Origin of the sequence: Butyrivibrio hungatei (genome assembly GCF_001858005.1) — a bacterium.
GTDB lineage: Bacteria > Bacillota > Clostridia > Lachnospirales > Lachnospiraceae > Butyrivibrio > Butyrivibrio hungatei.
This window is the reverse complement of the sequence record NZ_CP017831.1, coordinates 172093-198979: the sequence shown is the minus strand read 5'-3', so window position 1 is coordinate 198979 and position 26887 is coordinate 172093. Positions and strand designations below refer to the sequence as shown.

Below are 26887 nucleotides of genomic sequence, written 5' to 3'. Positions count from 1 at the left end.
TATTCCCCTCAAATTAATGCAGGAACTCAATTGAAGCCAGGCTGGCATTTCCTGTTCCCTTGTAGGTCAGGTACAGTGCATGTGTGCCGCTAAGCTCTGGGAGCTTTCCTTCAAATGAAGTCCAAATGTTTGAGCCGATGCCCTTGATCTCGCCAAGGACTTCGCCATCAAGAGCAGTTCTGATCTCGAAGGTTCCGTTGTAGTAAGCTCTTGTCTTAATTCTAAGACCGGTAACCTTCTTGAGGTCAAAGTACTTGAATCCAATGGTTGTTCCATCGACGATATCCTTGATGTATCCAGGGTTCTGGTCACCATCTCCGCCTTCCTGCACAACTCTTGGAGCACCAGCTTCTACATATATCTTATGCTCTTTTGTGAAGATGTTACAAGCGATATAAGCTGGGTACTCGCCCTTGTCAGAAAGTGGTCCGTTGTTAAGTCCGCAAGATGTGATCTCAACCTGCTTGATAGAACCGTCTGCCTCGAAGTTTATCTTCTCTGCGCAGCCCTGTCTGCTAAACCATGTTCCATTTGTATGTCTATGGTAAAAGATGTACCACTGGCCTGCAATCTCTACGATACTGCCGTGGTTGTTGGCTCCGTAAGCTGTAGCCTCCTCTGCCTTCTTGTAGCTGTCGATGTGAAGATCGCAGTTACTTACGATTACTCCTCCGTACTCATAAGGCCCCTCAGGATCTTTTGATGTTGCGTAGCAGAGCTCATGCATAACTTCTGATGAATATACAAAGTAATATGTATCGCCGTGCTTTCTGATGGATGGTGCCTCAAAGAATGCATGTCCCTCGTATGGTGTTCCCTGGCTGTACTGATTGCCAGGCGCGATAAATTTTGGAGCTTTTTTAACTGTGAGCATGTCTTCGCCAAGAACTGTTAACATGGCGCCATGTCTTGACTTGTCGCCCTGTCCGCAGAATCCTGTGAAAAGATATATGACACCGTTTTCTGTAATTACACCAGGATCAAATTGTGGCTCATCGCCTTCTTTTTCTCCAAGCTTGGTTCCATCTTCATAGTGAACATAGCCATAGAACTTGAATGGGCCTGCCGGTGTATCTGAAACTGCAACTGATACAATACATACCTTATCAAGAACATAGTAAAGATAATATTTACCATCTGGACCAACTGTAACGTCAGGTGCATAGAGGCACATGTGTCCATCTGGATTAAGAGGATCAGATACCTTTGGATAGCTTACACCCTCATACTTCCACTCACCAAGGTCATTAACCGGAGCTGACCAGCAAACATAATCCCCAAGGCAGAATGTTTCACCCTGATAGAGGTCATGGGAACCATAGACATAAACTCTGTCGCCAAATACATAAGGTTCACCATCTGGGATGTACTCCCATGAAGGAAGATATGGATTAACTGCCTGCTTCTGGCTGTTTTGTCTGATACCGCCTTCAAGCCTTGGTACAGCACCTCTTCCAAGGAACTCCATCTCTGCTGGATTTTCTGGTGTATAAGGTGTCCACTCTGGAAGGGGAAGCTTGTCATAACCTTCGCCATTAGGATTTCCAGTTTTTATGAAGTTTGCGTAGTAGTCGCACATCTGCCTTTGAAGGTCATAGTGATGTCCTTCATATGGTCTGTGGCACTTTGCAAGATTTCCAAAGAAGAACCAAAGATCGCATGAATGGAAGGTTCCAGGATAGCTGTCTCCAGGATGTCCATCTCCAGGAATATCTGGATCAAATCTGTAATAGTAGAATTTCTGGTCAGGTGCATTTTTATGAGCATCACCAAAAGCACTCTTTACAGAGGACTCTACCATGCTGATTCCGTCTATCTTAAATTCATCTGATGTATTTCCTGACATTACAGGAACATCAGCACATTTTCTGTTTACAAAACGCTCTACAGGGTCGCTGTCGCAGAACTTTCCATCAATTATCGGGAACATTCTAGGATGATCCTGAGCAAATTTATCGTAGCCTTCGAGAAGCTCTTTTGATGTGAGCTTTCTGGCTTCTGAAAGGTCTTTTACCCCGAGACTTTCAAAAAACTGAGCTCCAAGATCCTCTGCCTGGGAAAGGCTAAGTGGTCTAAAGATATCGTCGTCCATCTTAGGCATTCTGATGATTCCGCTAAGGATCGCAGCGCCCTTTACGATATCATAGTTCTCAGGATTGGTGAGCTGGTGCATTGTGCTGGAGCCACCTGCTGACTGACCTGAAATAGTGATCCTGTCTGGATCTCCGCCAAATGCGGCGATGTTTCTATGAACCCAGTGAAGTCCAAATCTCTGGTCCAGAAGGCCGAAATTACCTGGAGCTTCTGGGTTTTCTGCTGTTATATCCTTGTGTGCAAGGAAACCAAAGCAGCCAAGCCTGTAGGCAACACTTACTACTACGATGCCTCTTTTAGCAAGGGCTTCTCCGTTAAATTCCATCTCTGCTGTGTAGCCCCACTGGAAGCCGCCGCCGAAATACCATACAAGTACTGGAAGCTTTTCGTCAGCTCTTTTAGCAGGAGTCCAAATGTTGAGATAGAGGCAGTCCTCACTCATAGGAATCTCTGGATCAACGTGCCACTCTCTGTCGTAGAGGCCGCCGCCAATACCAGGTGTATCCTGATATGAGATCGGTCCAAAATCATATGCTTCTAATGTTCCTTCCCAGTCGTCGCATGGCTGTGGAGCCCTGAATCTGTTTTCACCAATTGGTGGCTTTGCAAAAGGAATTCCTCTGTACACGGTAATTCGAGGATCTTCTCCTGCAAGACCTTTAACTAAACCATTTTCTACTTTTGTTGTTCTTAACATAATCTTTCACCCCATTGTGTTAAAAAATACAGTCTCTTATCGTAGAGTAAAATTTTTGAGGAAAATGGTCTATTCAATTATTGCTACATCTATTCTAAAGGTTGCTAAGTTGTAGGAAAAGAAATCTGAAGCATGCATAAACAAGAAAAAAGAGAGAAAAGGCATGCCAAAATCTCCCGACAAAAGGAAATAAAGCATGCCAAAGACTTAAGGAACTAGAAAATAGCATGCCGGAAATCATGAAATTGGCGAAAATTGACATGCCAAAATAAGAAAATAGCTAAAAAGACATGCCGGGCGTCGTTTTTAGAGCAATCAAAAACCCGCCTGGGACTCTAAATCCTAGGCGGGTCATTTTTAATTATCAAATAAATTGCTTTTATCCTTACCGGAGGAACCGATTCGTACGAGAGCTCTGTAGAGCTTGGCCTCGGCACGAATTCTTGCTTCCTTGTCGATTGCCTTGTCATTCAAAGTTTGTTCAGCTTTGAGCTTAGCAGCAATGGCACGATCAAGATCGATATCTTCGCTCCATTCCCAAGTAGTAGGAAGGACTCTGACCTCTCCGTTCATTACAGAAAGCATTCCACCGATACAGGCTGCTTTTCTCTCCTGGCCGTCGTCCATGGTCACTTTGGCGGTGCCCATACCTATAGCTGTACAGTAGTTGGTGTGACGAGCCAAAATCTCAACATCACCATCTATTGTACGAAGCATAATCTTTTGAACATCACCCTCGAATTCGAGACCATCCAAGGACACAACCTGTAAATGATAACTGGACATAATAGTTATCCTTTCTTTGCTTTCTCGAAGACTTCGTCAATAGTTCCTACAAGAAGGAATGCACTCTCTGGAAGATCATCGCACTCACCATTAAGGATCATCTTGAAGCCACGGATTGTCTCTTTAAGAGGAACGTACTTTCCAGGAAGACCTGTGAACTGCTCAGCAACTGAGAAGCTCTGTGACAGGAAGTTCTGTACTTTACGTGCTCTGTAAACTGTAAGCTTATCCTCTTCTGAAAGTTCATCCATACCCATGATAGCGATGATATCCTGAAGTTCACGATATCTCTGAAGAACCTGCTGTACACCCTTAGCAACTTCGTAATGCTCTTTTCCTACGATATCTGGAGAAAGGATACGGCTTGTTGAATCCAAAGGATCAACAGCTGGATAAATACCCTTTGATGCGATATCTCTGGAAAGAACGGTTGTAGCATCAAGGTGTGTGAATGTTGTAGCAGGAGCAGGGTCTGTAAGGTCATCAGCAGGTACGTATACGGCCTGAACTGATGTGATAGATCCCTTCTTTGTGGATGTGATACGCTCCTGAAGAGCACCCATTTCAGTAGCCAGTGTAGGCTGATAACCTACGGCTGAAGGCATACGTCCAAGGAGGGCTGAAACCTCTGAACCAGCCTGTGTGAAACGGAAGATGTTATCGATGAAAAGAAGCACATCCTGATTCTTTACATCACGGAAATATTCAGCCATTGTGAGTCCAGAAAGACCAACTCTCATTCTGGCTCCTGGTGGCTCGTTCATCTGTCCATAAACTAGTGCAGTTTTATCAATAACTCCACTTTCTTTCATTTCTCCGTAAAGGTCATTACCTTCACGAGTACGCTCACCTACACCGGTGAATACGGAAATACCACCGTGAGCTTTAGCAACGTTGTTGATAAGCTCCATGATAAGAACTGTCTTACCTACGCCGGCACCACCGAAAAGACCGATCTTACCACCCTTAGCGTAAGGGCAGATAAGGTCAACGACTTTAATACCTGTCTCAAAGATCTCTGTAGCAGGAACCTGATCCTCATAAGCAGGAGCTGGACGATGGATTGCCCATCTCTCTACTCCTTCTGGTGCAGGTTCGTTATCAACAGGCTCTCCAAGAAGGTTGAAGATTCTTCCTAAGCACTTGTCACCAACTGGTACAGTGATAGGGCTTCCTGTATCTTTGGCATCAACGCCACGTACAAGACCATCAGTGGAGCTCATAGCTACGCAACGAACTACGTCATCTCCGACCTGCTGAGCAACCTCTGCAATAAGCTTGCGGTCCTCGATCATGATCTCTATAGCATTGTGAAGATCTGGAAGTTCACCCTCTTTGAAGCGGATGTCAAGTACAGGACCTGTAACCTGTATTACCTTTCCAACATGATTTTCACTCATTGTTAAACTCCTTAATTGTTTTATTTTCCTTCATATTTTATTTGGAAGTTCTGCTCTCATATGGAAGTTCTATCTCATATGGAAGTTCTGCTCTCGTATGGAAGTTCTGCTCTCAGCTGCATTGCAGCTTCGACAGAACAAGCTTCGAACTAGCCTCGAAAAAACCTCGGCAAGTTCTCAGCTTTCTGCACCAGCCACGATCTCAGTAATTTCCTGAGTGATGCTTGCCTGACGAGCTCTATTGTAGTACAAGCTTAAGTTCTCAATCATTTCTTCTGCGTTGTCTGTTGCAGCCTCCATGGCTGTTCTACGAGCAGCAAGCTCAGAAGCATACGAGATATTAATACTTGTGTACAAGATTCCAGCTAAATATTCAGGAACAATTGTATCGAACACTGTTTCACTGTTTGGCTCATACAGAATCAGGTCTTTTGCCTTGCCATCGCTCTCTTTATTATCTGTCTTGAGATCAGATAATGGGAGAAGTGATGTGGCTGTAGGTACCTGCGACAGCATGGACACGAAATTTGTGTAGCACAGGAATACATGTCCAAAACCATCTCCGCCATATGAACCACAGAGCAGCTTTGCTATCTGGAAGCAATCCGAGATGTTGATCTTGGCAACTTCAGCATACTCTTCTGTGAGGATAGGCACATTTCTATGCTTAAAGAACTCAACAGATTTTTTACCGATAGGAAGAACTGTTACATTGCTCTTATCCTTGATCTCTTTCTCAACAAACTTGAACAGATTTGAGTTGTATCCGCCCGCAAGACCTCTGTCTCCGGCAATTACAACGTATAGCCATTTGTCATTATCGTTACTCTTGGTAAAGATAGAACGGAAATCGTTATTTCCATTAGCTATATCTGTAAGTGTTGCAAGCACTGTCTCAAGGTAAGGCTTTGAATTATCAGCCTTTTCCTTTGCCTTACGAAGCTTTGAAGCTGCAACCAGCTGCATCGCTTTCGTGATCTGCATCGTGCTCTGAACGCTCTTTATTCGGAGTTTAACAGCTTTCATTGATCCAGCCATTTAAGTTTCCCTCCTGATTATTTTTTATTGATGAAGTTTTCAGTATAAGCGTTCAGTACTTCTTTTAACTTATTCTCAGCGTCGCTCTCAAGCTTACCAGTCTCACGGATTTCCTTCATAACTGCGATACCAGTTGGATTGCTGTCAAGGAAGTCGTAAAGACCTGCTTCATATTCAGCAACATCTTCTGTATTAACCTTGATAAGGATGTTGTTAACAACCGCATAAAGAATCGCAACCTGCTTCTCAACAGGTACTGGCTGGTTCTTGTCCTGCTTTAAGACTTCTACAATACGCTCACCTTGTGCAAGACGAGCCTTTGTATCTTCATCAAGATCTGAACCGAACTGAGCGAAACTCTGCAGTTCACGATACTGTGAATAAACAAGCTTAAGTGTTCCGGCAACCTTCTTCATAGCCTTGATCTGAGCGTTACCACCTACTCGAGATACTGAGATACCAGGGTTAACCGCTGGCATAATACCTGAGTGGAAGAGCTCTGTCTCAAGGAATATCTGACCATCAGTAATGGAGATAACGTTTGTAGGAATATACGCTGAAACGTCTCCGGCCTGAGTCTCGATAATAGGAAGGGCTGTAAGTGATCCGCCACCGTTTTCATCAGAAAGCTTAGCAGCTCTCTCAAGAAGTCTTGAGTGAAGATAGAAAACGTCTCCAGGATAAGCTTCACGTCCTGGTGGTCTTCTGATCAAAAGTGAGAGTGCACGATAAGCTACAGCATGCTTAGAAAGGTCATCATAGATGCAAAGCACGTGTTTTCCCTTATTCATGAAGTACTCACCCATAGTACAACCTGTATATGGTGAAATATACTGAAGTGGGCTAGGCTCAGAAGCTGTAGCAGCAACTACGATAGTGTAGTCCATTGCTCCGCCCTTCTTCAGATCTTCTACAAGTGCAGTTACTGTTGAACGCTTCTGTCCAATAGCAACGTAGATACAGATAACATCCTTACCCTTCTGGTTAAGGATAGTATCAATTGCAATTGTAGTCTTACCAGTCTGTCTATCACCGATAATAAGTTCACGCTGACCTCTACCGATAGGGATCATAGAATCGATAGCCTTGATACCTGTCTGAAGAGGCTCCTTAACAGGCTGTCTGTCAATGATACCAGGAGCTGGTGACTCAACTGGTCTATATTCTGTGGTTTCGATTGGACCTGCTCCATCGATAGGCTGACCGATAGCGTTTACAACACGTCCGATCATCTTCTCGCCTACAGGAACAGAAACAACTCGACCTGTACGTTTAACGGTCTGTCCTTCGCTGATACCAACATCCTCGCCGAACAAAACCGCGGATACTACTGTTTCCTCGAGGTTCTGAGCCATTCCGAATGTACCATTCTCGAACTCCAGAAGCTCACCTGCCATACAGTTCAAAAGTCCGCTTACTCTGGCGATACCATCACCAACGGTAAGAACTGTACCGGTCTCATTCTGGATAATTGCGTTCTGATAATTCTTTATCTGGCTTCGAATGACCTCGGATATTTTTTCTGGTTTTAGTTCCATATCATCCTCCGATGTATATTATTTAGATGACTGTCTCATCAACTTTTCTGCGAAGCTCGGATAACCTGCCTTTGACTGTTCCGTCAAAGAGCTGTCCCTCAAGATCTACTCTTACGCCACCAAGGACGCCACTATCTACCTTCTGCTTCAGCAACACTTTTTTGCCGCTTAACTTCTCAAGTTTATCAGTTAACTGTTTGAGTTGTGCCTCATCCAGCGCCACAGCCGTGGTAACAAGGGCATCTGCGATACCGTGTTCCTCGTTGTAGCATTTCCTGAATCTCTTTTGACAAGCAGAGAATTCTCTAAGTAATCCCTTCTCAACCAAGATCTTGATAAAGTTCAAAAGGTACTGCTGACAACCATCTCCGAATGCCTCGTCGACAAGTTTCAGCCTTTCGTTCTTTGGGACTGAAGGTTCCGAAAGAAGTGTCACATAATCAGGGTTCTCTTTAAAGATCCCTTTGATCAACTCCATTTCGCCCAGTATCTCATCCGATAGGTTAGATTCCGCTGCCAGATCATATAGGCTCTGCCCATAAAGATCTCCAGCTTTACTCATAATTTCTCCTTCGTCGAAATTCTGATTCGCATGCCATTAAAATGCCTTCGGCATAGGGCATGCTCACCCTAGTTTCATTTTCTTACGTCCTCAGCAGTAAATGCTTCGGACTGATTTTAGTTTATTTCCTCAGCAGTAAATGCTTCGGACTGATTGATATTTAAGCTCCGACTTTGCTAATAAAGTCCTCGATAAGCTTCTTGTGATCAGCTTCGTTGATCTCTTTTTCAACAACCTTGCCTGCAATATCCATTGCAAGTCCGCCAATCTCATCTTTGGCCTCATTGATAGCCTTCTTCTTTTCCTGCTCAATGTCTTCAGCAGCTCTTGCCTTGATTCCTGCTGCCTGCTGCTCTGCCTCTTTTACAAGAGTATCAGCCTTGTTCTGAGCCTCTTTCTGAGCTTCAGATACAATCTTTGCAGCTTCGGCATGTGCATTAGTCAGGCTTTCTTCGTACTGAGACTTAAGAGAATCGGCTTCTTCCTGGGCCTCTCTGGCTTCCCTGATCGCCTTGTCAGCAAGATTTTTTCTCTTCTCAAGAATATCGTTGATAGGCTTGAAAAGGAACTTCTTTATCAGAAACATCTGGATAAATAAGTTTATTATCTGTGCAATAAAGGTCCAGGGTACCAATGTAACCAGCTCCTGCGTCTTGGCTGTATCCGCAGTGAGCATCATTAGAGCCTGTAATTGCATATTAGTTCTCCTTTTTTGATTACTTCAGGTAATTCATAAACATTCCAGGTGCAACGAAGATAAGAAGAAGACCTGTAACGAAACCGTAGATACCAGTTGTCTCTGCAACGGCACAACCAAGAAGCATAGTACTTGTTACATCGCCCTTACATTCAGGCTGACGTCCAATAGCTTCAAGAGCCTTAGAAACAGCAGTTCCTTCACCAATACCAGGTCCAATACCTGCGATAAGTGCACATCCTGCACCAATACCACATCCTGCAAGTGCAATACCTCTAGCTAATAACTCAAAATCACCCATTTTTTTGCCTCCTAAAATAACTTTGTTATCGTTTCACTTTATTTAGTTTTTTTAACCTTCCTCTGCCGCATTGGCGATGTACATGACGGTCAGCATACAGAAGATGAACGCCTGCATGCATCCTGAGAACCAGTCAAAGTAAACGCCTGTAATGGCCGGAAGACCGACTCCTAAGATCGGTATGTTGGAAAGGAATCTTCCAACTGCTCCAGGGATGAGTCCCAAAAGAGCTGCTGACGCAAGTCCCAGAGCCCAATAGATAAGTCCGTCAATAACTACTCCTGAAAGGATATTTCCAAAATGACGGCATGCCATACTAACTGGTGTAGCAAGCTCTGACAGAATATTGAATGGTGTCATGACTGCAATAGGTGTCGTGAAACCTTTCAGATATCCGCCCACGCCGTTGGTCTTGATCTTGGTAGCTGTGATCATGATGAAAACAACTACAGCCCAAGCGGCTTCTGTTGATAAGTCTGCTGTTGGACTTCTTAGTCCTGTAAGGCTTATAAGGTTTGAAACTACGCTCGTTACAAACAGAGCGGATACAAATGGTATCAATTTATCAAACTTATTGCCTCCAGTATTGTTACGGACAAAATTATTGCCCATCTCCACAAGCATCTCTGCGAATGCCTGTCTCTTGGAAATATTCTCCAGTCTAAGATCTCTTGTGAGGAAGATACACAATCCAGTGATAATAATCATTACGATCCAGCTCACAACGAGCGTCTCGGTAATATTAAAATCGCCCAAAATTGGGATACCAGTGTGGATCGTGTAATATATCTTCGGCCCAACGACTGAAAAATCACTACTCATATCTTCGCCTTCAACCTCCTTTCCCCGCAGACAAGATCCCGCGTAGTTTGATTATCAAGCTTGGAATGAAAAGAGGAACAATTCCTGTCACCACATTGAATACAGGAGCTACTATCGCAATAATAACCCACAAGAATTGAAGCAGTGTTCTGTACCTGTAGCTTACGCTCATGGTCTTTCTTGCTCTCTCTTCATCCGTAATACCTGCAACTTTTTGCACAGATATGGCCATCCAAAAGAAGTTACCGACAGCCACTATAAAGCCGCCTATTCCCCCTAAGATAACCTGTATATCAAATGGCGCCCAGTTAGGAAGCACCATGTGCAAAACAAAAAACACAACATACATAACGAGAATGCCTATGGCTGTCCCCACAGCAATTATCCCCGTCTCCTTTTTTACAGCATCCTGTAATTTCATACGTCTCTCCTAAATTTAAGTAATCAAAAATGCCTGTTAAAAGAAACTTCACTGCTATTTTTAGCTTTTTTCTTTTTTTCTTCTTTGTGGATCACTGACAGATAAACTTTATAAGCTGTCGTCATAGAACCTCCGAGTCCTAAGATAAACCCTGGTATGTAAACCCATGTGCCAACAGATAGCTTGGCACACATAAGATAACATGCTAAAAGACACATAAGAAGTGGCATAAGGAGTGATAGTCCGAGCTGGCCTACCATAGCGAACTGTCCTAATATTTCTGACATGCGCTTAACCTGCATTTAGTTCACCTCTCCTTTCACTTTTATCGGTATACCGTCTATTGTGCATAAAATAAACAGTATAACAAGATAATAATACACTTTTTGCGCCATTTTCTCAACTGATGTTAGACGATTAATGCTTTTGTGTGTATTGTATTAAAAAAGGCTAAAAGTCCCTTCCTTTCTAGGAAAATGGAACCCTTAGCCTTTTGATTTAGAAATATTTTATCAAAATTTCGCTTATTGTTCTGAAAATCTATTTATATAGCTATATTGTAATTAAAGTTTGAACTGACTAATGAGATCCCCGATCCTATCTGAGGATTCTGATACTGCAGCCGCACTTCCATCAACACCCTTGGAGTTAACTGCAACCTGCTCTGCACTAGATGCAAGAGTTGTGGCTGTTGCACTAACTTCCTGAGTACTTGCTGACTGTTCTTCTGAAATAGCAGCCATAGAAGTTGCAATCTCATCGACATTGCCTACCTTAGAGATCATCTCGCCAACGATATCGCTGGTCTCATCGAGACTCTTGAAGATTTCTTCAAAGGTCTCTCCTGCAGTATTAACTGCATCCATATTTGCACTGATCTCTTCCATGTTAGCCTGTGACTTATCTGAAAGGTCTTTTATCTGTGCTGTGATATCCTTGATGATCTCAGCAATCTGAGTTGTTGACTCAGCACTGTTATTAGCAAGCTGACCAATCTCTGTAGCTACAACTGCAAATCCCTTACCAGCCTCGCCAGCTCTTGCAGCCTCAATTGAAGCATTGAGTGAAAGGAGGTTTGTCTGTGACGCAATAGAGTTGATGATCTCGATGATGGAATTGATCTTGTTAGCAGATTCTCCTACATCTCCAACTACTCTGTTCATCTCTTCCATTGAAGATGAGATGTTTGTCATACCTGTCTGAACAGCTTCCATGTCTCTCTGGCCTTCTTTTGCCTTTGTTACGAGAGTTTCCATGGTGTCTTTTGTCTGATTACTCTTATCGTTAAGATTGCTCACTTCCTGGGCAAGGGTTGTTGCCTGATTTGCAAGTTCTGTTACGGCATGTGCCATATCATCCATAGCACCCTGAATCTGTTGCATTGCTCTGCTCTGCTCATCAGCCTGTTCATTGAGGTCACTGGATGCCGTCTTACTATTATTTGCTTCTGTAGCAAGCTTACCTGTAACCCCCTTAAGTTCTGCAAGAGTATCACGCATCTGATTAACATAATCAAACATGTTATTGTTCATGATACCGATCTCGTTTGCATTTTCACTGCCCTTCTGAATATCTACAGTGAAGTCACCACTTGCAATCCTTGTAATATTATTAGTCAGATTGCTAACTGGCTTAGTGATCATTCTTGTAATTACTCTGAACATTATGATTGCCATAATGAACACGATTATAGCAGCTATGATCACGCTGATTATGATGAAGCTTCTAAGTGAAGCAAGCACTTCTGAAACCTTTACAAATGAAACAAGGTACCACTCTGTTCCTGCAACATTATTAAATGCTACATAGTAATCATATCCATCAGTTCCATGAATAGTGACGATATCATTTGTTCCGCCACTCTTAACGATAGACGCAACCTGCTGGATGAATCCATCGTCAGGATAGTCAGATACATCTTTTCCTATCTGATCCTCTGCAGGAGATGCAACCATTGTTGAACCTGAGAACATCATTGTGGATCCTGTTCCAAGAGGCTTAAATGCGCTAGTTGTCTTGGAAATGTCATTAAGAAAAATATCCGCAGACATTACTCCGCTTCTGCCATCCTTTAGTGTAATTTTTCTTGAAATAGATGCTACAATCTCTCCGGAACTAAGATCCACTGAAGGTGGATTAAGAGTCATCGTGCTATAGTTTATACCGTAAGTATACCAAGGTCTTGCCGTAGGATCGAATCCAGCATCAGGAACCCATCCAGATATATCGATATAATCCTTATTAGAAAGACCAATATAGAAACCTGTACTGGTTTCAGTAAACTGGGCCAAACTGAACTGGTAATCATTTATTATTTCCTGATCACTGTTATAAGAGTTCTTCTCTACAGTTTGGGCCAATCCCTCAAAATATGTAGTGATCATCTGAATTCTACTGCCTGTTTCAGCAGCATTAGCTCTTGCTTCCTGATAAAGAGCATTTTTAGCCAGTTCTTCAATTACTGACCTAGCACTTAACGCTATGAATGTTGTAACTATCGCTATTGCCAGTGCTGTAATAGGTACTATCAGTACAAGTAACTGCGCACTTATCCTTTTTCCTTTTTTTGAAGCGATCTCTTTCTTCTCAGACATGATTTCCTCCTTATGTATGTGACTTTATGTAAATCATATAATCATTATACGGCTAATAAATTAATGTATTATAAATTAAATCTGTTTTTAATATTAATTGTTTTTTCATGAAAAATAAAAATGCACAATTAAAAGCCCTATTACATTTTACTCAAGTGACCCAAAAGTCACCTAAGCAAGTAAAATAGGGCTTTGATTTATGTAGCCAATTTGTATATTTATTCTAGAAAATTATTCTTCAGGCTCTTCTACATCAACAGTTCTGATGTGAAGTTCTTCAAGCTGCTTGTCTGTTACAAATCCAGGAGCACCCATCATGATATCCTGAGCATTCTTGTTCATAGGGAAAGGAATGATCTCACGGATCGAATCCTCACCTGCAAGAAGCATAACCATACGATCAACACCAGGAGCGATACCAGCGTGTGGTGGTGCACCATAGCAGAATGCGTTGTACATAGCAGGGAACTTAGCCTTAACGTCATCCTCACCAAGTCTGACCATCTCAAATGCCTTGATCATGATCTCTGGATCATGGTTACGAACAGCACCTGATGAAAGCTCTACACCATTAACAACAAGATCGTACTGATCTGCTGTGATTGAAAGAGGATCGATCTCGCCTCTCTCAGCCTTAAGAAGTGTCTCAAGACCGCCTGATGGCATTGAGAATGGGTTATGACAGAACTCAAGCTCGCCTGACTCCTCACCGATCTCGTACATAGGGAAGTCAACGATCCAGCAGAATGCATACTGCTCTTTGTCCATATGTCCAGGAACAGCAGCACCAAATGTCTTAACAATAACGCCTGCAGTCTTCTGTGCAGCAGAAAGCTTGCCGCTTGAAAGAACTACGAGGTCACCAGCCTTAAGTGAAAGAGCTGATACAACCTGATCTTTGATAGGAGCAACGAACTTAGAGATACCTCCAACAAGCTCGCCATTCTCATCAATTCTAAACCAATATGCTTTATTACCTGACTGAACCTCAACGTCTGAGATAGTCTTGTCGATGAATTTTCTGCTCTCTTTGAAGTCTGAAACAACAACTGCCTTGATTCTGACATTTGTCTCTGTTCCATCTTCTGCCTTTGTAGCAAATGGTCCAAAGCCACAATCAGCAAGAGTCTCTGTAACATCATTAACTGTAAGATCTATTCTGAGATCTGGCTTATCTGAGCCATACTTCTCCATAGCCTCAAGATAAGGGATTCTCTTAAATGGAGCGCCTGATGCGCGGTTATATGTACCATACTTAGCAAAGATTGGAGGAAGAACATCCTCACAAACTGCAAATACGTCTTCCTGAGAAGCGAAAGCCATTTCCATATCGAGCTGATAGAACTCTCCCGGGCTTCTGTCTCCTCTTGCGTCCTCATCACGGAAGCATGGTGCAATCTGGAAATAACGGTCAAATCCAGCTGTCATAAGAAGCTGTTTGAACTGCTGTGGAGCCTGTGGAAGTGCATAGAACTTACCAGGATGCTTTCTAGCAGGAACAAGGTAGTCTCTTGCGCCTTCTGGAGATGAAGCTGTAAGAATAGGAGTTGTGATCTCCATAAATCCGTGCTCCATCATAGCCTGACGAAGTGCAGCTACTACGTTACATCTAAGAATGATGTTCTTCTTAACTTCTGGATTTCTAAGATCAAGATAACGATACTTGAGACGAGCTGTCTCATCAGCCTCTCTTGAATGATTGATCTCAAAAGGAAGCTCATTGTAACGGCAACGTCCCAGGACTGTAATAGACTCAGGAACAACCTCTATATCACCTGTCTCCTGCTTAGGGTTCTTGGAAGATCTCTCTCTTACTACACCCTTCACAGAAATAGTTGATTCCTTATTGATAGCCTTGGCTGTCTTAACCATTTCTTCTGTTTCAAGGACGATCTGGGTTGTGCCATAGAAGTCTCTGAGAACTACGAAACCAAGTCCGCTTCCGACTTCACGCATGTTCTCAAGCCAGCCAACAAGTGTAACGCTCTCGCCAACATTTTCCATGCGCAGCTCACCACAGTTATGTGTACGTGATTGCATCATAAAAACTACTCCATTTCTAATTGTTCATGATAAAAAATAAGTGCGTGATTCCGGAAATTAATCCGATACCACGCACAACATTTTAGACCAACATTGTAATAGTTTCAAGCCTATTATTTTACTTTATTGCCACCCCATTCAACAACAGTGAAACCATCTCTTGAAGGAGTCTCTATATACTGAGGATTGATCTTGATATATCTGTCTGTTGGATACCAAGCCATGAACACTCTGATAATGTTATCTGGCTGAGGATTGATAGTAAGCTTGGCATTCTTGTCATAGTTGTTACCCTGGAAGCTGATCATATTGAATTCATTGCCTTCCATCATTGGAACCCAGAACTCGATGAACTCTTCTGTCTCTGACTCGTTAAGTCCTAAAAGAGGAAGCTTCTCTCTAAGGAACATCTCTGTGTCAGCGCCTCTGATACAGAAGCCCGAGAAGAAATCATAAGAATATGCAGGATCTCCTTCCCAGAACAAGTAATCATAGGTCTGACCCTCAAAGGTAATCTGTCCATCTCTATTGGCTGTTACATTCCAAGTATCTTCTGCATTGAACTCAGGAATAAGCTCTACAAGATTTCCATTGTAATTAAGACTTACAGAGATCTCTGTATCGTCCTCTGTAGGATAAAGATAGATGACCGGCTTAAGATCCTCGCCTTCAGACTGTATCTGTGTGCTCTTGCCACATCCTAGAACCAGCGCCATCATTGATATTAAAAGCATTCCCGCAATATACTCTTTCCTCATAGACGTTACCTCCAAAAAAGGATTCGTTCCTAAACTAATTATATAGCAATAATCGGCATATTTGAACGATTTTTTGAGTATTTTTGCAGTTTTTATAATACTTTTATTATTTAAATTCCGTTGAATAATAAGGTATCACGAGATTGTCACCTGCAAAGATCTCCTCTTCTTCTACATGATTGATGCTACATATCTCTGAAATATAGTCCTCTACTGTATCATAATGGGTCCATGAAATATTATCTGAAGCAATGTCCCACAGAGTATCACCAACACCTACAGTTATTGATCCATAGTATTTGTATTCTGGAGTATAGTCATCTGATGCAGCGTCTGAGACAAGTGTTGATACCACAAAGATCATAGCAAAAAGAAACATCGCAATGATCATCGCTAAAGTTATGCGCTGTCTTCTAACAATTCTCTGACGTCTAATCTTATTTCTATATATCCTCAGTTCACTCTTTGATAAAAATCTCTGGTCATTATATAAACTAGCTGCTGCCATCAACGCTTTACTCATAATCCACCTCGCATTTAAACATAAAAAATAGGATTGCATGTTTCTCACAATACAATCCTATAATTTATAGTGGGTTATAAAACGGACAGTAAGTTGCAGTCTCAACCAATCCTAAGCTGGTCGCAGGTGTCAGTAGGAAGAAGACCAATGTAAGTCTTTCCTCTATTGATCATGACCTCAACGCCCTCTGCGTAATAATAGTGGGTAAATCCAGTAGCACTATCTTTTACCCATGTTATTGGAAGTGCCTTGCCATTAGTGATGTAATAGCCTGTACCTGATCCAACAACATCGTAGGTAAGATAACCATTCTTATCAAGCTTTTTGAATGGCACATTCTGAAGAATGACGTTCTTGAAGGTCAGAACCTGTCCATCCTCCGCATCTGCATGAACAGCTCCGTACTCGTAGTAATCGTAAGTTCTTGTTTCTGCATTGAAAAGAAGCTGACTCTTGTTGTGGACAAAGATGCTTGAAAGATCAACTGTATTAGCTACAAGTTCACTTGGAAGCTCCACGTCATTATCATTAAAAAGGAAGTGTGATGTTCTCTCAAGAGTTGCGCTATAGGTATTAGGAATACCTGCCTTAGCAAATCTATTTACCAGCTCTTCGCCAAAGACATACTCTGTGTATTCTGTTGGCTTTCCATTCTTGACCCTTGTGAATCCGCCACTTATATGTGTAGCGTAAGGCTGTTTCAGATAGCTCTTGATATAAACCGGGCCTCCATCATGGATAAGTACCGCATTGTACTCACCAGTCAGGATAATGTTGGTAGTTCTGGTGCTACGGATACTTCCTGTCTGTCCCAGATTTGCCCAATCCTTGTAAAGGCACATGAGTCTTGTGATTCGGCCATTGGCTGTGCTGTTCATCATCTCATAAACAATGTCAGCCTCTGCTACGCCGTAATGAGCAAGAGCTTTCTTTTCATTGTCTACCATGATAGCTACAGGTCTTTGACCAGCAATGCTGTCATCAATAGGAAGTCCCGTCAGCTCTGAATTGCCAGCATAGGCAGTGATAGAAAGCATAAAAGCGCAGAATACACTAGTTACAACTGCAAGAACATTTTTTAAACGCATATAACACCCCTTAATATTTTCTCACTCTTTCTCTCCTCTTTTATAAGCGTCTATTATATCTTAAAGCAAAAGAGGCTCAGCCACAAGGCTGAACCTCTTCAAAATTCTGATCATTTAAAGCATCTTTTTTATCTCGTCATGTACGAACTGTACCTTTGGTCCTACAACAACCTGAACTGTTGTCTTGGATGGACGAATGACACCGGCAATTCCTGCCTGTTTGATCTTCTTTTCATTAACCTGAGTGTAGTCATTTACTTCTGCACGGATACGTGTTGCGCAGTAGTCGAACTCTTTGATGTTCTCTTTACCGCCAAGGCCTTCAAGAATGAGCTTGCCCATTGCTGTGAAATCATTGTTTGCAAGATCAATCTTTTTCTCTTCCTCTTCTGTGTCATCTTCACGACCAGGAGTCTTGAGGTCAAACTTAATAATAACAAATCTGAATACTACATAGTAGATAACAGCAAATACAAGGCCTATTGGAAGGATAAGCCAAGGATTAACTGCCATTGGAGCCTTAAAGCTAAGGAACCAGTCTACAAAACCAGCTGAGAAGTTAAATCCTACTCTGAATGGAAGAGCAGCACAAACTGCTGCTGAAATACCTGAAAGAACTGCATGAACAAGATATAATCCAGGAGCAAGGAACATGAATGCAAATTCCAAAGGCTCTGTGATTCCTGTAAAGAATGAAGCAAGAGCGCCCGCCCAAAGAAGGGAAGCTGCTACTTTCTTCTTAGAATCTTTTGCTGTGTGATACATTGCAAGTGCACCAGCAGGTAGACCAAACATCATGATCGGGAAGAATCCTGTCATGTACTGTCCTGTAACACCCTTAACTGCTCCGTCAGCGCCTGACCAGAAGAGGTTAAGATCATTGATACCTGCAGTATCAAACCAGAATACAGCATTGAGTGCGTGGTGAAGTCCCAAAGGAAGAAGTGCTCGGTTAAGCATTACATAGATACCTGCACCTATAGGACCAAGTCCAATGATAGCTGTACCAAACGCTACAAGGATACCGAAAATAATAGGCCATACGAAATACAAGATAACTGAAGCCAAGCATGAAGCTGCTGCTGTTACAATAGCAACGCATCTCTTTCCACTAAAGAATGCAAGCCAGTCTGGAAGTTTGGTATCCTTGAATCTGTTGTAGCAACTTGAACCAATGATACCTGAAAGGATACCGATGAATGCATTACTGATCTTGCCAAATGCTGCAGGAACTTCTGATACATCAACACCTCTGTACATAGCAACAGCCCCGCTACTAAGAAGCGTTGTGATCATAAGAAAAGAGACAAGACCTGCCAGAGCACTGGTTCCATCGTGGTCCTTTGCCATACCAACTGATACGCCGATGGCGAAAAGAATTGGAATCTGATCGATGATGGCCGACGCTGCCTTGATCAAGAAAGCAGCTATGATATTGTTAGCCCCCCAACCTGTTGGATCAATCCAATATCCGATACCGTACATGATACCTGCTGCTGGAAGAACTGCAACTGGGAGCATCAGAGACTTACCGATCCTTTGTAAATACTTCATCATACTACTTTTCCTCCTTTGTGGTTTATATCTAACTGCACTTCCTCATCGCAGTTATTTACTGACAACCATGGCTGTATCCCCAACTTTCACAGCACCTGTCATTTTTTCGATCCTGGAAAACTTACTATGGTTAGAAATAACCATTGGCGTTATGACATCATAACCAGCCGCCTTTACACTTTCGAGATCCACTTCAACTATTGGATCTCCTTTTTTGACCTCTATTCCTTGCTTTGCAATTAGCTTATAATGCTCACCCTTTAGTTTAACTGTATCAATTCCGATATGGATCAGAAGCTCAGCTCCATCAGTAGTATTAATGCAGTATGCATGACCTGTTGGGAAAAGAGCTATGAGAGTGCCGTCACATGGGGCACAGAATTTACCATCCGAAGGTTGTATTGCTACACCTTTACCGACCATTTCTTCACCAAATGTAGGATCACTAACATATGATATAGGCACGATAGTGCCGTTAACTGGTGAACCAATCTCAAATTTACCGCTCTGGAAAAGTTTATCGAATAATCCCATATAATCCCCCTCCAACACAAACCGGTCAACTGGCTTAGAAAGAAAAAACTAGGCCTTACAGCGATTAGTAAAACCTAGTTTTATTATAACTATAATAACTCTATATAGGATATTATTCAACGTATTTTTGTATTAAGCTGCCTCTTCAGGCTTAGTGTTTTTCTTGTCCTGATGCTGCTTGATAAGTGTCTTTGCAGCAATGAATGCAAGTACAAGAGAGAGTACTACAAGCAGTACAGCGATAGCAGACTGAATAAGTGCCCAAAAATCTGCTGCTCCGCTAACATATGCCTTCATCTTGGCTGTAATAGTCTGAACGAGGGAGCAAACTGTAACAGCAAGCATGAATACCATAGGAATATAGAACATCTTGTTGTTCTTGCCTACAGCTCCAAGCCATGTGCAGACTGCAAGAAGTCCGATAGCTGCAAGAAGCTGGTTAGCTGCGCCAAATAATGGCCAGATCTTGGAGTAACCTGTCATACCAAGGCTTACACCTAAAACAACTGTGATAGCTGTAGCTACGTAAGGATTAGCTAATACTTTTTTGTATCCTGTCACATCCTTAGCTGTCTGTCCCTGTTCAAGGAAGAATTCCTGGAACATGTATCTTGCAAGTCTTGTTGCTGTATCAAGTGATGTAAGACAGAATACAGAAACTGCAAGGATCAGCATCTGATACATAATGTTCTGAGCTCCAGGAGCAAATGTAGCGATCATAGATGAAAGTCCGCCAGCGAATACCTGAGTTGGGCTTGCATATGTGCCGTCAGCAGCTGCTGCCCATACAAATCCGATAGCGCAAAGTGAAATAACTGCCACGAGGCATTCAATAAGCATTGAACCATAGGCTACAGGCTTAGCATTCTTTTCATTATCAAGCTGCTTGGCAGATGTTCCTGAAGAAACCAGTGAATGGAAACCAGAAATAGCACCGCAGGCAATAGTTACGAAAAGAGCCGGGAATGCAGTACCTGTTGTAAATACGCCGGTTCCCTTTAGCGTTGCATCTCCGAATGCCGGGACTGAGAAGCTACCCTGACCGGCCAAAACTGCTCCAATAACTGCTACCAGACCTGCTCCGATCATGAAGTAGAGAAGGAATGAGCTAAGGTAATCTCTTGGCTGTAAAAGAATCCAAACTGGAGTTACAGATGCTACAAGAATATATGCTCCAACTACCCACATCCATGTGTTGTATGTAAGAGAGATTGGATGGAAATTAAGTCCAATGGCTACGATTGCGATTATTCCAAGGCAGCCAACTACTGATGCAACCACAATTGGTGCATTCTTACGATATACAAAGAATCCAAAAACTATAGCAAGAACGATAAACAGGAAAGAAATCATTGCTGTAGACTCATTAGCTGCAAGTGTTGCACCCTCAACAGCTGCTCCAGCTGCTGTTGTTGTACCAAAGGTGCTGGCAACAATTGAACTGAAAGCTGCAACTACAAGAAGCAGTGTCAGATAACCAAAGGTAAGGAATAATCTCTTGGCTGTCTTGCCCATAGTGTCATCTATGATCTCACCGATAGACTGTCCCTTATGTCGAAGTGATGCAAAAAGAGCTCCGAAATCATGGACGCCGCCAAAGAAAATACCACCGATAAGTACCCATAAAAGAACTGGAACCCAACCAAAAACTGCTGCCTGAATAGGTCCATTAATTGGGCCTGCTCCTGCAATTGATGAAAAATGATGTCCCATAACTACTGGTGTTTTAGCTGGAACATAGTCCATACCATCCTTTAACTCGTGTGCTGGTGTCTTCCTCTTTGGATCGATACCCCACTGCCTGGCAAGCCATCCGCCGTAGAAGACATATCCTGCTACGAGAACTGCTGCACTAGCGATCAACAATACTGCTGCATTCATGAAACTTTCTCCTCCTTAGTACCCCTTTGGGTCTTGAATATATCGGTCAAGAGTTCTTTTAGCTCTTTTCCACTGTAGTTAGTAACAACGGTCTCACTGTCAAGGCATGCAAGAGCCAGCTTACCTTCGCTGTGTCCCCTGAAATTAAAGAGATATCCTTTGTCATATTTAAATCTCTTTATTTCTCTTTGCAGTTCCTTGTCAGGGGTCCTATCAGAAATGATGACGAATGTCATATAAGTACACATGTGGTCCTTTTCCGGATACTTTTCTCCGCGTCTTACAAGCTCTGGTTCCACATGATCTTCTATTGTCTGTCTTATTTCCTGCAAAAGTTCTTTTGACACAGAATCTGTCTTAATGAACAGCACATGCTCATAGGCTCTTATTGCCCAGAGCTGGGCTTCTTTCTTCAGAACGTACTTCTCTCCAAATGAAAAGAACCATGCGTAGGCTGGATATATCCTGTCTCCCAGGGAAAAATCTTTGGTTATGTCGAAATTGGCCTGATAGCGGCCTAAGAGTTCATTTAAATAATCATCAGATGATAATGCCATCTGCCCCTCCACACCAGTAACCTTAAGAAATTAATCTCAGGAAGGTTACATAAAAAAATATTTAAGAAGTACTTTATCACGTTGGCGCGTTATTGCAAGATGACAAAATTAATGTATTTTTTAGAAACAGATTAATTTTGTAATGTATTCGTTGTTTTTTTATCCTGATCTCTATGCAAATTAATCAATCTGCGAGGTTTATTTTTGTGAAAAATTGTGTTAAAGTTAACTCACAAAATCTCGTATGAAAGGTGGTGGTTTTTATGAAGTCAGATTCACATAATTGCAGTAGCGATTCTGCTCCTGGTCGAAGTACCATATTAACCGCCAACCAAATTCATAGGAGATTACCATGGAATTACAAGAAGAAAAGACAATCGTAGAAATCTTGCAGGAACTTCTTGAATCTAGGCAATATACCAAGCTTCGTCAGACCATCTCCGAGATGAACACAGTAGATATCGCTGCTGCTATGGGAGAGATGGAGGATGAGGATTCTCTTAAGATGTTCAGAATCCTTCCAAAAGACATGGCTGCTGACGTATTTGCCGATCTGGAACTGGATGACCAGCAGTATATCATCCGTTCACTGTCCGATCGAGAAGCATCCAACATTATTGACAACCTTATGGCCGATGATGCTACTGACCTCTTGGAAGAGATGCCAGCTAATGTTGTAAAACGCATTTTGGCCAACGCAAGCCCTGAAACCAGAGCTGATATCAATCATCTGCTTCAGTACCCTGAGGACTCTGCCGGATCTATCATGACTGTGGAGTATGTAGACCTCAGAGAAGATATGACTGTTACCGACGCCATAGAGAGGATCAGACAAAAGGGCGTAGATTCTGAGACTATCAACATCTGTTATGTTGTTACCAAGCAAAAAGTTCTGGTTGGTACTGTTGCTCTTAGATACCTGCTCATTATGAAGCCTGATGAAATCATTGGCGATATAATGAACACCAATGTCATCAGCATCAATACCATGACTGACCAGGAAGAAGCTGCCCGCATGTTCCAGAAATACGGATTTACAGCAATGCCTGTTGTAGACAATGAGAGTCGTATGGTCGGAATCATCACAATCGATGACGTTGTGGACATTCTTGAAGAAGAGGCTACAGAGGATATCGAGAAGATGGCTGCTATTGTACCATCTGATAAGCCTTATCCAAAGGTTGGTATCTTTGAAACCTACAAGAATCGTATCCCTTGGCTATTATTCCTGATGATAAGTGCCACATTTACAGGTGCTATCATTACAGGCTTTGAAGACGCTCTTTCAGCTTATGTAGTACTTACAGCTTACATCCCAATGCTGATGGATACCGGCGGAAATGCTGGTTCACAGGCAAGTGTTTCAATTATCCGTGGACTTTCACTTAAAGAGATTGAGTTTGAAGATATTTTCAAAATAATATGGAAAGAGATAAGAGTCGCTGTTCTTTGCGGTCTTACCCTTGCATGTGCTAACTTCTTAAAGCTGATATTCCTGGATAGAGTTACTATTACAGTTGCTGCAGTTATCTGCCTTACACTTTTGTTCGTAGTGCTTATTGCCAAGTTGGTGGGCTGCTGCCTTCCTATGCTGGCTTCCAAGGTGGGATTTGACCCTGCGGTAATGGCAAGTCCATTCATTACAACAATAGTAGATGCACTGTCACTTCTGGTTTACTTCAATATTGCTACAAGGATGTTGCATCTGGTGGTATAACATTCACAACAAAAAGCTGGTCTCTTTTGTAAGGGACCAGCTTTTATTCTTCTTCATCTTCAATATGTGCCCATTCTTTATAGGCTTTTTGGTATTCTTCCATGTCCATGGAATCCTCATATAAATGGCATCCCTTATATCTTTGTTTAGCCATTCCATAAGATGAATACTCTCTCTCAAATTCATTTATCTTGTCCATAACATAGCCATCACCGATCATTATGGAAAATGGAACAACAATGGCGTGATCAAGAATAAGACGCTCTGCCTCAGCAAAGGCTTCAAATCTTAGATTTTCATTATCCGTTATCTCTGATGCATTGTCCTTTTGCTTCTCCCATATCTCACAGACTTCTTTGACTTTTTCATCCTCGCACTGATGCCAGAATGAATAATCATCTTCCTCTTCAAAAGGCTCTGTCCAGGTTTGGGGATCTTCATAATCGGCTCCCCATCGGCATTTCATAAATGAAAACTTTCCACTTCTTTGAACTGCATTCAAAAATCCCGTATCACTTCCAGCTTCTACCACAACTTCTATAAAATCTGTACCAAGTGAGTGTTCAAGCTGTTTTTTTATCGTAAATACTTCCTGCTTCCAGCCCACAACAGACGGATTATAAGGCATTAGGATCTTAATAGGGAATGTAACTCCTGCTTCCTTTAGCTGCCTCTTAGCAAGATCTCTATAGATCCTGGCATCATTTTTGTTGTAACTATCTCTTCCGGAATAATAGCTTAACTTACCGAACTTAGTATAATCTTTTCCATCTATACTGATAGCTCCTGGTGGGGTAACCGTATTATTCACCAGTTTTCCTGGATCATATGGCTCATAAACAGATAGGGCCTCCTCTCTATCTATAGAGCACATGATAGCTTTTCTAAAGTTCTCATTTACCACGGCTTTGCGCCAGTTTTCCGGTTCATTCTCTTCGTTATAACTTGGTGCAAAATTAAAAACGTAAAAATATGAATAAGAACAATCTGGAATTGTACCATGGATCTCATCTGAATGAAATCTCATCGAAAGATATCGCTCTAGCTTGTCTGCACTTACAACAGCCTTATCTATAAGCCCTTCTTCATATCTTTCAACTCCGATAGTAGCCGCTTCTGAATCATAGACATTTTCTACTCTATCTATATACACCTTGTCTCTATCCCAGTAATTCGGATTCTTAACCAATATCTGTTTTTCCAAAGGCTGAAAATAGTGGAGTATATATGCACCATTGTACAAGACATTCTTATAGTCTTTTCCGAACATTGTTCCAGATGATTTGAGATATTTCCTGCTAACAGGTAGATAAGAAGTATAGGAAAGAACACTCAAGAAAAATGGACAAGGTTTATCAAGCTTATAGATAAGAGTCTTATCATCATAAGCCATTACTCCTATATCTGAAGGCTCTACCTTTTTGGGTTTCACATCATATTCTTCCGGATGCAGAAGAGATCTGGTATAGTCATAATACTCCTGTGCTCCCTTCACAACAGATCCGGTGCAATACATATATTGACAGTCTGTCTCATTGGCTGCATTGTTCACATACTCTGCAGCAGCAACCCAATCATCTGCCACAACTTCGCCATAGACATTTCCTTCATAGTCAACCCATTTGATTCCATTCCTCAAATGGAATACCCACGTACACATATCCTCTGTACATTCCCAACTCTCTGCAAGTCCCGGAACTATATTGCCCTCATTATCATAGTCAACAAGTGCGTCAATTACATTAGCTGTGATGACAGTGTCTACCGGAGAGCTTGTAACCAGGTAATTAAGATTAGTAACTTCTGAAGCGTACAGGGTATTATATACAACAGCATCACTTCGGTACGCATCATCAAGCGTATGATTTTCGATATCAGGGAGCTTAGCATAACAACCTGTTAAAAGAAGCACCATCACCATAAAGAGAGCGGATGCTTTTAAACTTTTCTTCATCATCCTCGCATCTCCTTTCCTATGGATTCATAGTACTTGGCTTTATTTTCATACATTTCTTCTTCAGCCTTCTTGATAACAGTCAAGAGCTTTTTGTCAGGTGTCGCCATTGCAAGACCACTTGCCACATGGTATCCGTTTGACTCTACCTCTTTTAACACCCTATCAAGATCCTTTCTGACAGCCTGCTCATCTCGCTCATATCTAAAGGCCACAAATTCATCGCCGCCTATCCTGTAAGTATTGGAATCGCCAAATTCATTACAGATAATGGATGCTATGGTCTTGAGCATATTGTCACCTGCCAGATGGCCTTGAGTATTGTTGACTTCATGAAGACCATTAACATCAAAATAGATGCAGGCAATTCCTTCTGTTCCCTGCTGAAGATGCTGACAGAAATATTCATATCTATTACGATTCTGAAGTCCGGTAAGAGCATCCATATTGGCTCTTCTCTCGATACCAATAAGAGAACCTGTTGTAATGTGGATGACATACAGGAAATATACAACCAGCGCCAGTGTCATTACGATCAGGAATATATAAAGAGATCTGTACATAGGCCTTACTGTCGCATAGAGATCTTTTTCCGGAACGCTCACAGAAAGCTCCCAGTTGGCAATATTCATAGGAAGAAAACATACATAATATGCCTCTCCGCTTGGAGACTTAAGTATGGCAAAGCCTCTTCTCCCATTTTTTACTGAGTCAACAATGCTTTCATTTGTAGTGATCTGCGCCACTGTAAAATCAGATTCCTGCAAAATTGTATTGGTTCTTCCAAGGCCATCAGCCAGGAACAGCCCCGTGTCTCTTTCTATTATGGATACTATGGCATGTCCATCATAAATATCCGGGGTCCATGCGCTTAGAATAGATTCCGGCGTAGTTGTACCGTAAATAAATGCAATGGTCTTTCCTTCTTTTCGAATAGGTACAAAATTTCTGATATCAAGCTCCTCATCGTTATCAAGATCCTTTTGAAGAGTCGACAGATGCTCGCCTTTTTCTTTTACTTCATTGAAATTTAAAATGCCAGTAGTATCCGTATCTGCTCCACTTACTCTTACAGCCATGTTATCCCGCATAAGAATAGCAACATCAGATACACCAGCATTAACATCATATATATTCATGTACTTGGAAATACTGACAGATCGAAGAGATACATCAGTCTCTGAGATGATCCTTGAGATAAGACGCAACATATTTCGGTCCGCACGAAACTGACCCTCGATGGACTCAACGGTTTCCTCGGTGGCTTGCTGAAGCTTTATGTAGCTTTGCTGCCTGGTGTAATCCCGCACATAAAAAACATAAAT

At 42.1% G+C, this 26887-nt stretch carries 23 protein-coding genes; 1 reads left to right on the top strand and 22 read right to left on the bottom strand.

Translation table 11 applies throughout. The features are described 5' to 3' along the window. Positions 1–13: 13 nt before the first annotated feature. From bhn_RS16050 to bhn_RS01230, 20 genes are all read right to left on the bottom strand, one after another. A complete protein-coding gene (locus bhn_RS16050; RefSeq protein ID WP_148661887.1) occupies positions 14–2791 on the bottom strand; it encodes a carboxylesterase family protein in 2778 nt (925 codons plus the stop codon). A gap of 357 nt (positions 2792–3148) precedes the next feature. Beyond that, positions 3149–3577, bottom strand: a complete 429-nt coding sequence (gene atpC / locus bhn_RS01320; protein ID WP_071175011.1) for an ATP synthase F1 subunit epsilon — start codon at positions 3575–3577, stop codon at positions 3149–3151. Between the two features lie 5 nt (positions 3578–3582). Continuing rightward, positions 3583–4977, bottom strand: a complete 1395-nt coding sequence (gene atpD, locus bhn_RS01315) for a F0F1 ATP synthase subunit beta (RefSeq protein WP_071175010.1) — start codon at positions 4975–4977, stop codon at positions 3583–3585. Between the two features lie 177 nt (positions 4978–5154). Then, entirely contained in the window at positions 5155–6015 is an 861-nt protein-coding gene (gene atpG, locus bhn_RS01310) for an ATP synthase F1 subunit gamma (protein WP_071175009.1), read from the bottom strand. Positions 6016–6032: 17 nt separating this feature from the next. Further along, complete coding sequence (gene atpA, locus bhn_RS01305; protein ID WP_071175008.1) at positions 6033–7553, bottom strand: F0F1 ATP synthase subunit alpha; 1521 nt, start codon at positions 7551–7553, stop codon at positions 6033–6035. A gap of 22 nt (positions 7554–7575) precedes the next feature. After that, a complete protein-coding gene (gene atpH, locus bhn_RS01300; protein WP_071175007.1) occupies positions 7576–8115 on the bottom strand; it encodes an ATP synthase F1 subunit delta in 540 nt (179 codons plus the stop codon). 160 nt (positions 8116–8275) lie between these two features. Further along, the gene (gene atpF, locus bhn_RS01295) at positions 8276–8812 is read right to left on the bottom strand and encodes a F0F1 ATP synthase subunit B (protein WP_236845944.1); all 537 of its coding nucleotides are present in this window, start codon (positions 8810–8812) and stop codon (positions 8276–8278) included. A 19-nt stretch (positions 8813–8831) separates the two neighbouring features. Beyond that, on the bottom strand, positions 8832–9113 hold the full coding sequence (atpE, locus tag bhn_RS01290; protein WP_071175006.1) for an ATP synthase F0 subunit C: 282 nt from the start codon (positions 9111–9113) through the stop codon (positions 8832–8834). Positions 9114–9164: 51 nt separating this feature from the next. After that, positions 9165–9935, bottom strand: coding sequence for a F0F1 ATP synthase subunit A (locus bhn_RS01285; RefSeq protein WP_071175005.1), 771 nt, complete (start codon positions 9933–9935; stop codon positions 9165–9167). A 10-nt stretch (positions 9936–9945) separates the two neighbouring features. After that, the gene (locus bhn_RS01280; protein WP_071175004.1) at positions 9946–10356 is read right to left on the bottom strand and encodes an ATP synthase subunit I; all 411 of its coding nucleotides are present in this window, start codon (positions 10354–10356) and stop codon (positions 9946–9948) included. Positions 10357–10379: 23 nt separating this feature from the next. Continuing rightward, positions 10380–10643, bottom strand: a complete 264-nt coding sequence (locus bhn_RS01275) for an AtpZ/AtpI family protein (RefSeq protein WP_236845943.1) — start codon at positions 10641–10643, stop codon at positions 10380–10382. A 276-nt stretch (positions 10644–10919) separates the two neighbouring features. Then, positions 10920–12950 (bottom strand): methyl-accepting chemotaxis protein, encoded by a 2031-nt coding sequence (locus bhn_RS01270; protein ID WP_071175002.1) that lies wholly within the window; start codon positions 12948–12950, stop codon positions 10920–10922. Between the two features lie 231 nt (positions 12951–13181). Further along, on the bottom strand, positions 13182–14993 hold the full coding sequence (gene aspS, locus bhn_RS01265; RefSeq protein WP_071175001.1) for an aspartate--tRNA ligase: 1812 nt from the start codon (positions 14991–14993) through the stop codon (positions 13182–13184). A 113-nt stretch (positions 14994–15106) separates the two neighbouring features. Then, positions 15107–15751, bottom strand: coding sequence for a hypothetical protein (locus tag bhn_RS15865; protein ID WP_083385608.1), 645 nt, complete (start codon positions 15749–15751; stop codon positions 15107–15109). Between the two features lie 106 nt (positions 15752–15857). Beyond that, positions 15858–16274 carry a LysM peptidoglycan-binding domain-containing protein gene (locus bhn_RS01255; RefSeq protein ID WP_071175000.1) on the bottom strand — a complete coding sequence of 139 codons (417 nt, stop codon included), beginning with the start codon at positions 16272–16274 and terminating at the stop codon, positions 15858–15860. A 101-nt stretch (positions 16275–16375) separates the two neighbouring features. Next, the gene (locus bhn_RS01250) at positions 16376–17362 is read right to left on the bottom strand and encodes a DUF3048 domain-containing protein (RefSeq protein ID WP_071174999.1); all 987 of its coding nucleotides are present in this window, start codon (positions 17360–17362) and stop codon (positions 16376–16378) included. 114 nt (positions 17363–17476) lie between these two features. Next, positions 17477–18919, bottom strand: coding sequence for an N-acetylglucosamine-specific PTS transporter subunit IIBC (gene nagE, locus bhn_RS01245; RefSeq protein ID WP_193399762.1), 1443 nt, complete (start codon positions 18917–18919; stop codon positions 17477–17479). A 51-nt stretch (positions 18920–18970) separates the two neighbouring features. Beyond that, positions 18971–19453 (bottom strand): PTS sugar transporter subunit IIA, encoded by a 483-nt coding sequence (locus tag bhn_RS01240; protein WP_071174998.1) that lies wholly within the window; start codon positions 19451–19453, stop codon positions 18971–18973. Positions 19454–19585: 132 nt separating this feature from the next. After that, positions 19586–21334, bottom strand: a complete 1749-nt coding sequence (locus bhn_RS01235) for a carbon starvation CstA family protein (RefSeq protein WP_071174997.1) — start codon at positions 21332–21334, stop codon at positions 19586–19588. Beyond that, positions 21331–21891, bottom strand: a complete 561-nt coding sequence (locus bhn_RS01230; protein WP_071174996.1) for a hypothetical protein — start codon at positions 21889–21891, stop codon at positions 21331–21333. Before bhn_RS01230 ends, bhn_RS01235 begins: the two co-directional genes overlap by 4 nt. 352 nt (positions 21892–22243) lie before the next feature. Here bhn_RS01230 and mgtE point away from each other — a divergent pair, with 352 nt between their 5' ends. Next, positions 22244–23608: a magnesium transporter gene (mgtE, locus tag bhn_RS01225; RefSeq protein ID WP_071174995.1), complete on the top strand. Its 1365-nt coding sequence runs from the start codon at positions 22244–22246 to the stop codon at positions 23606–23608. 43 nt (positions 23609–23651) lie between these two features. Here mgtE and bhn_RS01220 read toward each other — a convergent pair whose 3' ends face one another. Both bhn_RS01220 and bhn_RS01215 read right to left on the bottom strand, forming a co-directional pair. Then, positions 23652–25565: a peptide ABC transporter substrate-binding protein gene (locus bhn_RS01220; protein ID WP_071174994.1), complete on the bottom strand. Its 1914-nt coding sequence runs from the start codon at positions 25563–25565 to the stop codon at positions 23652–23654. Continuing rightward, the gene (locus bhn_RS01215; protein WP_071174993.1) at positions 25562–26773 is read right to left on the bottom strand and encodes a GGDEF domain-containing protein; all 1212 of its coding nucleotides are present in this window, start codon (positions 26771–26773) and stop codon (positions 25562–25564) included. The genes bhn_RS01220 and bhn_RS01215 overlap by 4 nt, the downstream gene beginning before the upstream one ends. Positions 26774–26887 lie beyond the last annotated feature (114 nt).